We start from the raw sequence: 15,425 nt of genomic DNA on the forward strand, positions 1-15,425 counted from the left end.
ATATTAGATTTTCAATTATTTTGAAAATGGGAAGACTTCTTTTGCAAAGCAATGGTTGAGTTGTAGAAAGCGTCTGTGAGCAGGCATTTATAGAAATCAAAGCCCTGCTGTAGCGCGTTCGGGTGACTGGTTTTTACACCCATAGGTGGAAGACCTATAAACGTCACTATTTAGAAGCTTCAATAAATATGAGCTTGACAAATACAATCTATAGAAGATAAAAAATAAACACGTAAACCTAAATTTATCAATTCAGGTTTTATACCAATAAAAATTTGTGAATAATTTGTCTTTCCAACGTGTTTCCTATGCATCGTGTCATAATTAATTAGTTTTTTTAAGTAAAGAATAAGTATAAATTTATGCTAATCGACCTAGTCTACTACACCTTCAGATTTTCAAATGAACCGTTACACATATCAAGTCGGCGGTAGTCTAACGATTGATGCTCCTACTTATGTAGAACGACAAGCTGATGAACACCTGTATGAAGCGCTGAAGGGGGGTGAATTTTGCTATGTGCTTAACTCCCGGCAAATGGGCAAGTCCTCACTTCTGGTAAGAACTCGGCATCGCCTGCAACAAGATGGGTTTAGATGCACCACTGTGGATATGACCAATATTGGCTGTGAAAATATTACTCCAGAGCAGTGGTACAAGGGAGTGGTTGCTGAGTTATGGTCAGGTTTCAAGCTGCTTGGGAAAATTAACTTAAAAGCTTGGTGGCGGGAGCAGGAAGATATTCCTTTACTTCAAAGACTGAGTCGGTTTATTTCCGAAGTGCTGCTGGTTCAGTTTCCTGGCGAGAGACTGTTCATCTTCATTGATGAAGTTGATAGTATTCTCAGCCTCGATTTTTCTGTTGATGACTTTTTTGCGTTCATTCGGTTTTGTTATAATCACAGAGCTATTGACCCAGAATACAACCGCATCACATTTGTCATATTTGGTGTGACAACACCATCAGATTTAATTCAAGATCCAAAGCGTACTCCGTTTAATATTGGTAAAGCGATACAGCTCAAGGGCTTTAGTATAAACGAAGTGCAGCCATTGGGTCATGGATTAGACGTTAAAGGCGCTCATGCCCAGGTAATTCTGCAAGAAATCTTAGCTTGGACAGGAGGGCAACCGTTTCTGACGCAAAAACTGTGTAAGTTGGTTGTCAGTTCAAGTCAAGATACAGTGAGTGGGGCGCTGACGATTCCCCCTGGTACCGAAGCATTTTGGGTGGAAAGTATCGTTAGGTCACACATCATCCAGAAGTGGGAATCTCAGGATGATCCGGAACATTTGCGAACGATTCGCGATCGCCTGCTTGCTTCGGAGCAAATTGCAGGTCGTTTACTTGGAATATATCAACAAATTCTGGCTGGCGAAGACGTGCCAACCGATGACAGTCGAGAACAGATTGAACTGCTTCTGTCAGGTTTGGTGATCAATAAGCACGGATACCTGAAGGTGAAAAACCCGATCTATCAAGCAGTCTTTAATTCAGAATGGGTTGCGAGACACATGGAGAATTTGCGTCCCTACGCGCAACGCTTCAAGGCTTGGATTGCTTCCAATCAACAAGATGAGTCACAGCTTCTAGTGGGGATAACATTGCAGCAAGCACTGGCTTGGTCAAAAGATAAAAAGCTCAGTGACCTAGATTATCGCTTTTTAGCTGCCAGTCAGGAACTTGCCAAGCGAAAAATTGAAACCGATTTAGCACAAGAAAAACAAGCAAGACAAATCGAACGAGAAAAGGCTGAATTTGCCATACTTGCTGCGCAGCAAGCGAATCAAATACTGGCAGAAGCACGGAAAACCGCGAAACGAAACGCCCAAAAACTAAAATTGGGCAAAGGTTGGATTGCCAGCATTGCCTCTGGAATTGCTAGTTTGGTTATTCTTGTACGTTTTACCGGGCTACTACAGGGGATGGAGTGGACGATGCTAGATCGCTTTTTTCAGACACGTCCAAAGGCACATGTTGATCCTCGCATTACCATTATTACAATTGACGATCCAGATATTCAGCAAATACGTCAGTATCCTCTGCCGGATCGGGTGTTAGCTCAAGCAATCCAGACATTAAAAAGCTCTAAACCCAGAGCAATCGGGCTGGATTTGTATCGAGATTTGCCTGTGGAACCGGGTCATCAGGAATTAGTACAACTGTATCAAACAACTCCGAATCTGATTGGCATTCAGAAGGCGGTGGGGAACCAAGTTCACCCGCCGCCAGTTTTAGCTCAATTAGGTCAGGTGGCTCTTGCCGATCAAGTTTTAGATGGGGATGGTAAGTTGCGTCGCGCCTTGCTTAGCGTTCAACTCGAAGACTCTTCGTTACACCTCAATCTAGGTTTGCGGTTAGCACTACGCTACTTAGAAGCTGAAGGCATCACCTTCAAACCCCAAAGTAAGGATCGCGAGCAAATTCAGCTAGGGAAAGCAGTTTTTGTTCCCTTCCAACCCAATGACGGCGGCTATGTTCGGGCTGATGCAGGGGGCTATCAAATTTTGCTCAACTTTCACGGTACTCAGAAACAGTTTGAGACCTTCTCGATCACAGATTTGTTAGCTAATAAGATACCACAAGAAAAGGTGCGCGATCGCATCGTCTTGATTGGCTCCACGGCTGAAAGCGTCAACGACTTGTTTCAAACACCTTACAGCAGTCGGATTTTTGGTCCGCCAAAACAAATGGCAGGAGTGACGATCCACGCTAATATCACTAGCATGATTTTAAATGCTGCGCTCCAAGGGCGACCGATGTTAAGAGTTTGGTCTAAACCAGTTGAGTTGCTCTGGATTTTGCTTTGGTCTGGAGTGGGAGGTGTGTTAGGTTGGCGGATCAAGTCACCTAAATCTATAGTCACTACCGTTGCGATCGCAGGGGGAGGACTCATGGGAACTGCCTACCTTGCCTTTTTACAGGCTTGGTGGATTCCTACTGTCCCCCCGATGATTGGACTTGTGGTTGCTGCTATTACCTTGCCGATTGTCATGAATCGGCAATTAGAAAAAATTCAACTTTATCAAACTGTAGAGTTGTTAGTTGCTATTTCGAGCGAGCAACCTGCTGTAGCACAGATTGCCATTGAATATCTCAAGCAATCTGAAAGCCAAGAAAATGTGACCTTAATTGAGCAGATAATTCGTAATGCTCCGCTTCACAGAGAGCTTCCATAACATAATTATTTGAAAGATTTAGACTTAAGCGTACCCATTCGTTCAGAGTCCAACAAGTCTTGCCAGACGGCAACCAATTTGGCATCTTTGGGGTTCGATTGCCTTGCTTGCACAATTGTGCTGACCATATCGTACCAATATCCTTTAGCACCATACCATATTACTTGCTCAATAGCAGTTTTTTTTTGCCTCAGTTCGCTCTCGAACTGAGATGTTCTCGGCATCCTGTGTACCCAACCCATAAATACAGGATCGTCTGGTTGTACACTTTGCCCACAAACAACGACTAAAGACCACTGGTAAGTTTTGCCTACGGCTAAAGGTTGCTTTTGCTTGGGTAGAGCAAAACCAACAATTCCATCACGATCTGTGATCGGTAAAAATGCTCTTTCGTAAAACTCGCCTGTTTCATCTCGAAACATCAACACAACTTGACGTGCCGACGTTTTGGGTATCTCGATGAATATAGTTGGACGCTCCTCCAATGTTAAGCCATAGTTTTCCTTTGGCATTACAGGTCGAATTGCACCTTCTTTTTGGGAACACTTGAGTTCACTACGGGAACCTGCACCAGAAGTATCTTTTGGTTTCCCTTGTTTGGGTGGAATAAAATTCTCTTGCGATACAATTTGTTTCAATGAAGTAGTACTTGTTACTTTTAATTTTGGTTGCGCGTCAGCAGCTATGCTAAAGCTCAGTAAGAGTTCTACGGATAACCCTATTGTTATGAATTGTAAAAGATTAATTTTTTTCATCAGTAAATTCCCCACAGGGATATACAGTAATAAATTTTACAATAAGCAATATAAATATTCGATAAATAAAAGTATGCTATTTGGGGTCTGGAGTTAAAGTTTTATCCAGCAAGGTGTACACATTTAATGATGATGCTAAATAATAATCAAAGTTTACTTAATTAAACTTCATTTTTACAATCATCATATTGATTTGAAGCCTTAAGTAAAGGGGAAAAAATGGTATGTTATCCCACAAAAAAGTGGGAAAAGTAGGAAAAGTGGGAAAAGTGGTGTAAACAAAATGAGATTCAATAATTCGTGACATTCTCCACACACTGACCGCAAGCGGTACAGTGTGGGCTTCTCCAAGTCGCCTGGAAGAAATTTCCTGCTTCATTGGTCGCATCTAGATAAGTAGACTTGCGTCCTGCCCCTAATCCCCAGAGGGGAGCCGAGTTCCCCGACCCTGCCGTTGGCATCGGGGAGGATGTCCGATAGGACGGGTAGTTTTAAGTAATTATACGTATTTTTAATTATTATTAAAAACTAATTATACCAAAATTATCGCCAATTTCCTACCAGAACAAACGGTGACCAGTAGTAAGGATGGTTGTATTGGGGTGAATTTAACAAAGAGAGTTGGCTATAGCGCAGTGCTTCAGCTTTGGTGACGCCAGGTTGGGTAAAGCGGTGGTAAAATTCAGCCATAAGTTGAGCAGTTGACAAATCCTGTACTGACCAAAGCGTTGCCAAGGTACTTCTGGCTCCAGAACGCACAGCAACTCCAGCCAGCCCTAAAGCCGCTCGAGTATCGCCTTTAGCAGTCTGACAAGCACTGAGAATCAACAGTTCAATCGGTTTTTGATCGCGCACAGCAGGGCTTTTGTCTTCTCCTGTGAGCAGTCGATCCAAATCTTTGACATGAATGCGATCGTCCCAAGTTAGGAGAAAGGTGTCTTCGGCTTTCGAGCTAAATTGACCGTGGGTTGCCACATGAACCACAGAAAACGGTTGGTTCTCAACTCGCTCTAGGAAATTAGAGCGAGTAAACTTTTCGTTAAGTAAAACTTTTGTTGAAACCTTAGCAGCAATTTGTTGAATCTCTGTTTCTACGCCAGGTAAAGCAGAAAAGCCGCCCCTGGCTTGTGATAAACCCGCAGCCAAAGTAGAGATGCCACATGTCGCGTCTGTACAAACTCGCGACTCCAAAAGCTGCAATCCTGGGGTCAGGGCAATGTTGTAGCGCTCTACCAAATACTGCTTACCATCGTGGAGAACTGCCATCGGCAGATTGCGTAAGAAATCATCGAGAACAAATACCAATGTTTTAATTGAGTGACGCTCTAACTCTGCTGAGATAGGACGCAGCAACCAATCATAGACCTGTTGCGCGGGTGGTAAGACCTCGTTCGGCAAAAAAACAGGGTTCAAAGACTGACGCAATTGTGCAAACACTCTCGCTGCTTCTTGTGGTGAAACCTCGGTTCCGTAATGTTGCAATGGCTGTCCGGGGAGGGAGAGAACCACTTCTAAGCGTTGGTCGAGAACGATAGAATAGATGACCGCTGCTGTTGAGTCAATTGTCTCGATCGGTCTGGGTTTATGTGTTAGACAAGCTTCCCGAAAAAAGTTTTCTAACTCCGCCAGTTGCAACGCCTCAATCACTTCCCGAGAGCGTTGAAGGTGTTGTTGCTTGGTTGTCTCAGGTAAGCTGTCTACATTTTGCAACAGCAATTGTACCAACTGACGATAGACAGGTTCAACCTCGTCTCGGAAAGAAAACTGCACATCAGGATTTACCGCGACTAAGTCCTGACGCAGGGTTTGTAAAGTATTGACAGCCTGGTCATAAGCTGCAGTAGCTGCTGTTGTATTGCCTTGTGCCTTGAGAATTCGCCCCTGCTGCCAGTACCAAGTTGCTGCAATATCTGTTGCCTGTATTTTCTGAGCCAGAACGAGTGCCTGTTGTGTGAGTGAGAGTGCTTCTGACCATTGTTGAGTTTGTTCGTACAAATGCCCCAGTTGTCCTAACGCATAAGATTCTGCCCTGGAGTCTTTTAATTCTCTCGCCTGTTGCACTGCCCGAACTAATATTTGAGAAATATCCTTTATGTTTTGTTCTTTGTCAATAACTCTTGACAACTTTGTCAAGCTTTCTGCTAAATTCACTTGGGCGTAGACAACCGCACGACTAGGAGAAAGGTTAAAAAGACGCGCTTGAATTTGAGGAAGTAGTGACAGCGCTGCTTGCTGTTGCTTTGTTCTAACCAAAAGGCTGAGTTGGTTGAGTTGGGCTTCTAGCTGGGTGCGGGGGCTCGTTGCTGGTATGAGTGCTTGTTGATAGAACTCCAATGCAGCCTGAAAATCCCCTATTGCCCTAACAGTGTTCCCCAATCTAAAGAGAGTTTCTCCAATATCTGATGCCGAATTCAGCCGTTTGGCAATGATTAAACTCTCGGTTAAAACGGTTTGGGACTGTTGCAAATCTCCCACAACTTGCAGAGTCACACCCAAACTCCGCAATTCTCTGGCTTTGAGCAAAGAGTCAGGCAAGGCAGCGAGGTCTTGATTAACTTGCTCTAGCATACTTCGCGCTCTTCGATAAAGTCCCAAAGTTTGCAACGCTTGAGCTTGATTTATCTGGCACAGAACAATTCCCGTGACATCTTTAAGGGAACGGTAACGTTTCTCTGCCTGTTTCCAAGTTTCCAAGGCGGTTTCGGTATGACCTGTATTTAGCTCGATACTGCCTTGAGTATTGAGGACTTGAGCGTAAAGCAAAGGAGCATCAGTGGTTGGCAGGAGGTTAATCGCTTGAGCGTTAAGCGAAGCTATCGCATTGCGAATCGCTTTTTGTGCTGTTTCCCACTGTCCTAAGTCTTGATACACAATCGCAAGATAGTTGTAGCTGATGGCTTGATTTTGCCTTTCTCTGGTTTGCTCAAATGCAACAGCCGCCTTTTCCCAAACTTGTGCAGCTTCTGCAAACCGTCCGGCATCATACAGTTGTTTTCCTTGCTCAAGTAGGGCAACAGGAGAATTCGTATTTTGTATTTCGTAACTTATTGTACTTTTTGAATTTTGTACGGCGTAGCCGTTGGTTAGTGGTATTTTAAATTTTGAATTCAACTCGGCTGTGGCTGGTAAAACCGTTATCACCAGTAAAAAAGTCAGCAGTGCTAAGACTAGGTGGCGATGGGGTTTCACATTCTACCGTCCCTACAACTTAGGCATTGACAAAAAATTGATTATGTACCTTAAACCCAATGTTCGGTTTGAACTGTTTTTAAGATGCATGAGTTCGTCTCAATTAGAACATTCAAGTTGAAAATACATATACATATAAAAAATGAGGAAATAATGAGGATTTTTTAACTCATCCCCCGGACAAGAACATATCGCTTTGCTCAGTTTCATAAAAAGCCGGGGGGAAATCGAAGTCAGTACAGACGCCCTAATTAGGGCGTCTGTACGTCCGAGCGTACGTTTTATGCCTAGTGGGTACGGCCACGGCTATCGCCGTTAGCGTATCTCCTGCAAAGACGCTGCGCGAACGCGAAGCGTGTGCCAAAGGCACTCAGCTCCAGAGTTCGCGTAGCGTGCCCGCAGGGCATAGGAGGCACGGCACGTTGCAACACCATTTCTCGTGGATGCATGAATACTAATGACTAATGACCAGTGACGCCGGACGCTTGACTTTTGACTTTTGACTTTTGACTTTTGACTTTTGACTTCCCCGAAGGGGTGACGGGCGTCAGGTCATCGAACCCCACCCCGCGCGTGGGGCGGGCTTTCTCGCCGTCTTTATGTAAATTTTTTGAACAAAAACCCGTTCAGGTTGCAGTTTAGTTAATGCACGTAATCTTCTATTTGTCAAGCGCGTAAGTCTTAGTTGCGTTTCAACTTACAGCGTTAAAAGCAGAAAGCCCATCGGCTTCTAGCCGTGGGATGAATGCGTGGCAACTTTAGTTGCCGTGACGCAATGTTTTCTAATTAACTCCTCTAAATACTCGCTTGCACTAACTTTATTTATTGCCGCTAATTCCAATACAGAGTGCCACGCGGTATCTGTCAGAAGGATACCGCGTTGCTTTTTTGGTTCTTCATGTAGTACCGGTATATTCTTTATTCTTTTCTTGCCTTTTCCTGTTGACATGATTTAGAAGCAATACGTATACTAAAAATAGATTAGCAAACAACAAGGAGGTGAGTCAAGCGTGTTAGTTTTAGAGTACAAAGCCAAGGGCAATAAAACACAATATCGAGCGATTGAAGAAGCTATTAAAACTACTCAATTTATTAGAAATAAGTGTTTGCGTTATTGGATGGATGCTTCAAAAGAAGACAACATAAATAATGCAGCCCTTAGCCGATACTCAACAGTACTACGCGCTGACCTCCCCTTTGTTGCTGCCTTAAATTCAATGGCGGTGCAAGCTGCTGCTGAAAGAGCATGGCTTGCAATCTCCCGGTTCTACGATAATTGTAAAAAGAACAAGCAAGGGTTAAAAGGCTATCCGCGCTTTCAACATGACAACCGTTCTGTTGAGTACAAGACTAGTGGATGGTCACTGCATCCAACAAAACGTAGAATCACTTTCACAGATAAAAAGGGGATTGGAGAACTCAAATTGATGGGCAAGTGGGATATACATACATACCCCGTTAAATTCATTAAACGAGTTCGCATTGTCCGTCGTGCTGACGGTTTCTATGTGCAATTTTGCGTTGATGTTGAATGCAAGGAAGTGGTTCAACCCACAGGTCAGGAGATTGGCTTGGATTTTGGTTTAGAGCATTTCTACACCGATTCAAACGGGCATCATGAACCTAATCCCCGTTTCTTGCGTAAGGTTGAGAAACAAGTTAAACACGCTCAACGAAGAATCTACAAGAAGGAGAAAGGCAAGAACGGAAGATCGAGCGCTCGAAACCGATACGCACGCAAACACCTAAAGATAAGTAGACAACGTACCGAACACGCAAAAAAAGCAGCGCGTCACGTTATCCGGTCTAACGACTTAGTGGTCTACGAAAACTTACAGGTCAAGAATATGGTGCGTAATCATCATCTGGCAAAAAGTATTAACGATGCTGGGTGGAGACAGTTTCGGAGCTACCCTTGAATACTTTGCCAATAAGTATGGAAAAGTGGCGCTAGCTGTGGAACCTCACTACACTTCACAGCAGTGTCCACAGTGCGGCGCAATAGTCAAGAAGTCATTATCGACCAGGACACACACCTGTAAATGTGGTTGTGTTCTGCAACGCGACCACGCTGCTGCAATCAACATACTCCGTAAAGGCAAAGAAAAAATTGCTACCTCTGGGCAAGGGGGAAGCAAGGTTTCTTCTAAGAAGAAATCAAGAAACGCTAGGGGAGTTGAAACCTCTATTCAGCCTGGAGCAATCCTGGTTGAACAAGTTTTGACGTTGAGCCTAGAATCCCACGGCTTATAGCCGGGGAGTGTCAACACAATCAATTTCATCATTCCCAAAACTGCGGCTAAAGAGCGGAGTATTTGCCACCAGTTCCACCTGTCCGTTGGCATTGATCACCCACCCCGTCGCTTCAACAAGGGAAGCTGGTTGTTGGTTTTTTGCTATCGACTGAGATTGGGAAATCCTGCCCTGCTCCTCAACGAGTTTAGTGCCACTTGTTAGACGTAAATCCTGCACAACTATCTGACCTCTGAGCGTCTGTCGGGGGTCTTCCGGTAAGCCGCCTCGTCCGGTGATTGCAAAGTAGTTCCCTTTATCTGCGGAACAGCCAGTGGCAATGCGATCGCTCGCTTGTGTAAAATTTTCTGGTAACTGAACTAATCCTTGAGCAGGGTTAATCTCCCTGGTATAGACTTTTACAGTTCCATTGAATTGAGGACCAAGCTTAGATGTGGCAGTAATATCACTCATTGGGGTCGTTTCATACCGAAACTGAGTGCCAAAGATGCCTTTGGTTGTGACGCTCACCCTCCCTCCGGAACCTTGTATGGCATTGGCGGTGATGTCGCTATTTTCCCAAGCCAATAAGGTATCGGTATTAATATTGATGTTACCACCAGTCGAACTCCCGGCATCGGTTCTGATCCTGCTGCCACCGCGCAACTGTATGTTCCGCGCCCGTAGGTTAATATTTCCCCCAGCACCAGAGCCAGTAGAGGCATCAATCCTACCTTGGTTGCTAAGGGCGATCGCATCCGCTACAACGTTAATTGTACCTGCATTTCCCACGCCAATACTCTCGACATTCACAGTTGCCCCATCCCGGACAATTAACTTTCCTGTGGTCACACTGAGATTTCCCGCTGCGCCTGTCGGGTTAAATGGGTACAAAGATGTAAGTAACCGATCCCCAGACGCTGTCGCTATGCCAGTGGGGGGGAACTGACTATCTCTGGTTTTTCCACTCACTTGCACCGATTGGGAAGCGTTAATAAAGATGTCTCCTCCCCGTCCCGTATCTAGAGTCGTGGCTCCTACTCCACCTCCATCTTCGACAATTAATTGCTTAGTGTTAATTCTTAAGTCACCAGCATCAGCACTTCCAAACGTCACCGTAACAATTTGAGAGGGGACATAAGGAGTGTTGGCTGAGGTACCAATGACTTTGACAGAGTCCGAGGCATTTATGGTTAGGTTTCCACCCCGACCGATAGAACGAATCAGTCTATTTCTTGTTGTTGCTGCTCCACTTGCAGAAGTTATCGTCGCTCCCCCTTCTACAACCACAGAACCAGTCGTTATCTCTAAGTTTCCCGCGTTTCCTGTACCATGAATAGTGCTAGTAGATAAGTTAGTACCAAACGAATTATTTTCTCGGTATCCTGACAATACCACAGAGTCAGAAGCTTTCACGATCAGATTCCCGCCATCTCCCGCACTTAAAGTACCTGCGTATACAATTGCTCCATCGCGGACAATCAGCTTTCCCGTATCAATGACTATATTGCCTGCGTTTCCTTGATTAAAAGTTGTGGTTATGAACCCAGAGCCATTCACATCTACAAGTTCGGAGGCGCGAATGAAAATATTTCCTCCAGCTCCTGTCTTATATGTCGGCGTGGTTATTAATGATCCATTTTGAAGCGTTAACTCCCTGGTATCAATTGTGATATTTCCTGCTTTTCCCGCACTTAGAGTCCCAGCAGAAAAAACACTTTTGCGATCACCCAACAGGTCAGGCTCTCCATCCAAAGTCGGCTCAATAAATAGTTTGATAAAGTTCTCAAATCCGATTCCTCTGAGTTCTACAGAGTCAGTGGCACGGACAGCAATATCCCCTCCCGCTCCCGTACCTGAAGTGGCAGATCCAACAGATGCCTGGTCAAAAAGCTTGAACTGTGTTGCATCAATTGTGATACCGCGACCGTCAAGACTTCCTATAGTATCAGAAGCAAAGTTCGCGCGATCGCGTAACGTCACACTTCCTCCTCTGACTTGGATAGCGCCACCACCCAAGCCACTAGCAGTCACTGAGGCTGTACCGGATAACTCAATGTTGCCGAAATTTTGGATGTCTGCATAGTTAAAAGCCAAGCCTGTTGGAGTTGGAATAAAGCTTACTAAGCCCGGACTCGCCACACTACCGAGTAGAATATTTCCTTGGTAAGCTGTAAGATTGCCGTTATTAAAGGTAAGATTACCCCCCACTAGTGCCAAGGTTTGACCCGGCTGGACTTGCAGACCAACATTACTAGGAATTGAAATTGGGGTGTCGATCGGTGGAAGCGGTACCAAACTCGTTGCTTGAGATTGATTAATAATGCTGCCTGGATTTGGTCCAAACTGCAAGCCTATTGGAACATTAATCGTTAGCAGTGGCGGCGCACCTGGATTTATGGCACTGAAAAAGCTACCATCTGCAAACTTAATACTACTAGCCGTAGAGCCGATAAACGAGCCACCGATATTTAACTGAGCATTCGGACCAAAGATAATTCCGTTAGGGTTGATGAGAAACAGGTTAGCGGTGCCGTTAGCTCGAATTAACCCATTAATATTAGAGATATTTTTCCCCGTGACGCGATTGATAATGTTTTGAATATCCAGCGCATTATTAAAGAAAGCTTCACCGCCTGTCGGCACGGAAAACTCAGAAAAGCTGTGGAACAGGTTGCCACCAACTCGCGTGCCATTCTCGATTAAGAAAGTGTTACCATTCCTTGTTACACGTGTATTACTTGGCAGCGTTCCATCTGGCTGAATTTGTGCTTCTGCTATGCCGGTATGACCTAGAAGGCAGAGGACAAGACTATTGAGCAACCAGAGATACTGACGACTTAGTTTCTGGAAAAAACCATCCATGAATCTTGTTTCCTCTAGCTACTCGCGGGTGAACTTCTAAAACATCTCGCCCGTTGCACTGTAATTCTCTAAGTCTGCAAGATGATTGGGTTGATTCAGAGCAGCATTGAGCTGCATAGCCCAGGAAAAAGTTGGTATACCAAACACTAAAGTCATTAATATAATCAGACCCAGATGGGGCTTGTATAGCTGTTTATCTGCTCGTTGCGTTATCACAGCCCGTGGAGCAATCTTGCGCAGCAGAATCATAATTACACCCCCTTTGTGTAAACTTTAATGACTTTCTACAATTTATATTTGGAAAAATATTATCAGCAAGCGAGACAAGTTTATGACGGAATCATATAAAACTTTAGTATATCTTTAAGAATCGGGGTAAGTTGACTGAGAAAATCTACTTTTCCTACTTTTTTAATCTGTATGTCAGTAAGATATTTTTTAAATTTTCCTACTTTTTATTAAGACAATTTTTTTCAAACGTACTTTTCCTAGTTTTATTAATTTCAGAGTTTGACAGAATTTTTTTCCTTACCGTTTCAACTGACTACAATCAATCTCATCATTTCCAGAATTGCGACTCTTTTGGGGAAGATTTGCCACCAGATCGACATTTCCCTGCTTGTTAATTATCCACCTCTGACCCTCGACATGTGAATATCTACAGCATTGTTGAAGAAAGCCTCTGAACCAGTGGGGACGGAAAACTCTTGAAAACTGTGGAACAGATTACCACCAACTCGCGTACCATCATTAATTAGGAAAGTGTTACCGTTGGTGGTTACGCGAGTATTGTTTGGTAGCGTTCCATCTGGCTGAATTTGTGCTTCTGCTATGCTGGTTGTACTTAGAAGGCAGAGGAAAAGACTGGTAATGTGGAGGTGCTGACGACTGAGTTGCTGGAACAAACTATCCATAATCTTGTTTCCTCCCCTTCGATTGAGTCTCGTACACCAGAGGGAGTGACAAGGGAACGCTTTCTACTCCAGGTGGCGTCGGCTATGACCCAATACGGTTGGTGATAAGACCAGAACCCTTATCAGGAAAACAATGTAGAGACGCGCTGTTTGAAGCGTCTCTACAAATAAGCGAACCCCACTAAAAATCCTTAATTGAACTGTATTGGGCTATAACCTGCAAACATACCTTACATAAACTACCCCACCCCGCCTGACGGCTGAGGGTGGAGTTTTGCCCCTAAAACAAACTGCGGAGCAAGTCCACAGGATAATTTTGGTGCTTCGGGCGAGTTTATGGTCACCCCGTAGGCTGCGATGTTTCGCGCAGCATTGTAGTCAGCATCGCAGTCGGCACCACAATATCCGCATACAAACCGCTTGTTATTCCTGAAAGATTTTGTCGGATCGGGGTGGATGTGGTTACAATGGCTGCAAATTTGGCTCGTATAGGCAGGTGGGACAAAAACAATCGGAATACCAGCGATATTTGCCTTGTACTGGACAAAAAGCCGTAACTGATAAAAGCTCCAGTTGTTTGTCCGTCTGCGCTCCTGCTTATTACGCGGTTTCGCGTTCAAAGATTGCCTGATATTGGTCAGGTTTTCCATGCTGATAATGGCGCAATCCTTTTTAGCGGTACTGACAATCGATTTAGAAATGTTGTGGTTTACCCACTGCTGAAAGCGTCGTTCGCGTCCACTAAGCCTTCTAAGCAGTCTACGACCAGACCGAGAGCGCTTGGACTGAACATTTGCCCTAACTTTGGCGTATCTATCGCGGGTTTTGTTTAATTGCTCGCCATCCCAAGATTTACCTGTGGAAGTCGCAGCAATAGAGCGCCTGCCAAGGTCAACCCCAATGGCTTTAGTATTGGAAACATGCCGCTTATCGCAATCAATTTCAACTGCAACATTCAGAAAATACTGCCCACTACGAGTGCGAGATAACGTTGCAAAGCGATTATGTTTACCCTCTAGCAACTTCTTTTGCTCATAGGACAACTTCCACTCAAACCAGTGGCGCTTATCTACTAGTGTGATGCCCACGGAGCCGTCTTTGTAGATGAATGTGCGAATATCTAAAGCAACGCTAGTTGCTTTAAATTCCTTTACCTTGCCCGTAGAGGATTTGGCATTAACGACACGACGCACAGCATTGCAAATGTGATTAGCTTTTAAATCTGTGACTGCTCGAATGTCGTAGTAAGTTAATTTCTGAAGTTTGTTAGCACTCCAACAGTTTTCAGCCTTGGCTACCGTAAGCATCTGATTACAAGCCCATGCAAATTGTCTTAGAGTGCTGTCAATTGATTCGTGCTGATAGTTTTCTTTTACAATCAACTTGTTTCTAACAGTTATTGTTTGAGTCGCCAAATGTATCACCTCCTTTGTTATAGTATAAAGCATATTGCTTTACTATGATGAGATTGTATGACTAAAGATAAAGATATCGTGAACTTTCGAGTAACCAAACAGGAGAAAGAAATTTTGCAGGAGTACTGCGAATTAACAGGACGAACACAGACGGATGTATACAGAGAATTTATCCGTGATCTGTCCAAGAGATTGTTAAAGTTAAGGGTATCGAACCCTTAACTTTAACCCGCTATCCCTCCCCACCCCGCTACGCTGAGGGTGGGGACTCTCGCGGAATAAGTTGACTTTGAAAGGATGCGATGGGCTACGCCCCGCCGGAGGCGATCGCCCCCCCGATCACGCTTTTCTCCCGCCAAAAAACGATGCTCCTTTAAAGCCGCCCCAAGGGGACGCGCAATCAAATCGCGTCAATGCATAGAACACCAGAACACCAGTTCACTTGAAAACCTGCATATCCAGGTTTTTTTGTATAGCCTCAGTCTTTTATGTAAACTATTTTTTAATTTTTAAAATCAAAAAAGACTTTTCCTACTTTTCCTACTTTTCCTACTTTTTATTATTAAAAATTATTTTTTTTTATCGTCAAAAATTCTGGAATTTTCCTATTTTTACCTCGAGAGTAAGATGTAAATATTTTTTTAATATTTCCAAGGTATTTTCTTTGCAGAGAATACAAAGAAATGTTATAAAGAACTAGGGATTAACTAAATTCAGGGTTGACACTATGAGCGACCAAAATTCAAACCATAACCAAATAATTCCTAGAAATCTAGAATATTTGAGGAATCTTTATAGGAATCTTTAAGTTTTGACGCTTTTGGACGCAATCCTCTTTAGAATCTTGTGTGCGTCGCTCTAATTCAAATCACTCG

Annotated in this window: 8 protein-coding genes and 1 pseudogene; 2 read left to right on the forward strand and 7 right to left on the reverse strand. The window is 44.0% G+C overall.

Going from position 1 to position 15,425, the window contains the following annotated elements; genetic code table 11:
• Positions 1-402: 402 nt before the first annotated feature.
• Positions 403-3,180, forward strand: a complete 2,778-nt coding sequence (locus tag AACT52_RS20720) for a CHASE2 domain-containing protein (RefSeq protein WP_073633155.1) — start codon at positions 403-405, stop codon at positions 3,178-3,180.
• Between the two features lie 5 nt (positions 3,181-3,185).
• Here AACT52_RS20720 and AACT52_RS20725 read toward each other — a convergent pair whose 3' ends face one another.
• The 3 genes from AACT52_RS20725 to AACT52_RS20735 all read right to left on the reverse strand — a co-directional run bounded on the left by AACT52_RS20725 (position 3,186) and on the right by AACT52_RS20735 (position 8,073).
• Entirely contained in the window at positions 3,186-3,818 is a 633-nt protein-coding gene (locus AACT52_RS20725) for a DUF928 domain-containing protein (protein WP_158054712.1), read from the reverse strand.
• 660 nt (positions 3,819-4,478) lie between these two features.
• Positions 4,479-7,124 carry a CHAT domain-containing protein gene (locus tag AACT52_RS20730; protein ID WP_073633158.1) on the reverse strand — a complete coding sequence of 882 codons (2,646 nt, stop codon included), beginning with the start codon at positions 7,122-7,124 and terminating at the stop codon, positions 4,479-4,481.
• A gap of 730 nt (positions 7,125-7,854) precedes the next feature.
• On the reverse strand, positions 7,855-8,073 hold the full coding sequence (locus AACT52_RS20735; protein WP_073633159.1) for a hypothetical protein: 219 nt from the start codon (positions 8,071-8,073) through the stop codon (positions 7,855-7,857).
• Positions 8,074-8,134: 61 nt separating this feature from the next.
• Here AACT52_RS20735 and AACT52_RS20740 point away from each other — a divergent pair.
• A pseudogene (locus tag AACT52_RS20740) lies at positions 8,135-9,377 on the forward strand (RNA-guided endonuclease InsQ/TnpB family protein).
• On the opposite strand, the gene AACT52_RS20745 reads toward AACT52_RS20740, so the two are convergent.
• The 4 genes from AACT52_RS20745 to AACT52_RS20760 all read right to left on the reverse strand — a co-directional run bounded on the left by AACT52_RS20745 (position 9,372) and on the right by AACT52_RS20760 (position 14,550).
• Positions 9,372-12,221, reverse strand: a complete 2,850-nt coding sequence (locus AACT52_RS20745; RefSeq protein WP_073633160.1) for a two-partner secretion domain-containing protein — start codon at positions 12,219-12,221, stop codon at positions 9,372-9,374. The pseudogene AACT52_RS20740 and the gene AACT52_RS20745 sit on opposite strands and share 6 nt — an antisense overlap.
• A 36-nt stretch (positions 12,222-12,257) precedes the next feature.
• Entirely contained in the window at positions 12,258-12,470 is a 213-nt protein-coding gene (locus AACT52_RS20750) for a hypothetical protein (RefSeq protein WP_073633161.1), read from the reverse strand.
• Between the two features lie 377 nt (positions 12,471-12,847).
• A complete protein-coding gene (locus tag AACT52_RS20755; protein WP_073633162.1) occupies positions 12,848-13,135 on the reverse strand; it encodes a two-partner secretion domain-containing protein in 288 nt (95 codons plus the stop codon).
• Between the two features lie 239 nt (positions 13,136-13,374).
• Positions 13,375-14,550: an RNA-guided endonuclease InsQ/TnpB family protein gene (locus AACT52_RS20760; RefSeq protein ID WP_233154022.1), complete on the reverse strand. Its 1,176-nt coding sequence runs from the start codon at positions 14,548-14,550 to the stop codon at positions 13,375-13,377.
• Between the last annotated feature and the right edge of the window lie 875 nt (positions 14,551-15,425).

It is taken from the genome of Scytonema sp. HK-05 (assembly GCF_963872035.1).
GTDB lineage: Bacteria > Cyanobacteriota > Cyanobacteriia > Cyanobacteriales > Nostocaceae > Kalymmatonema.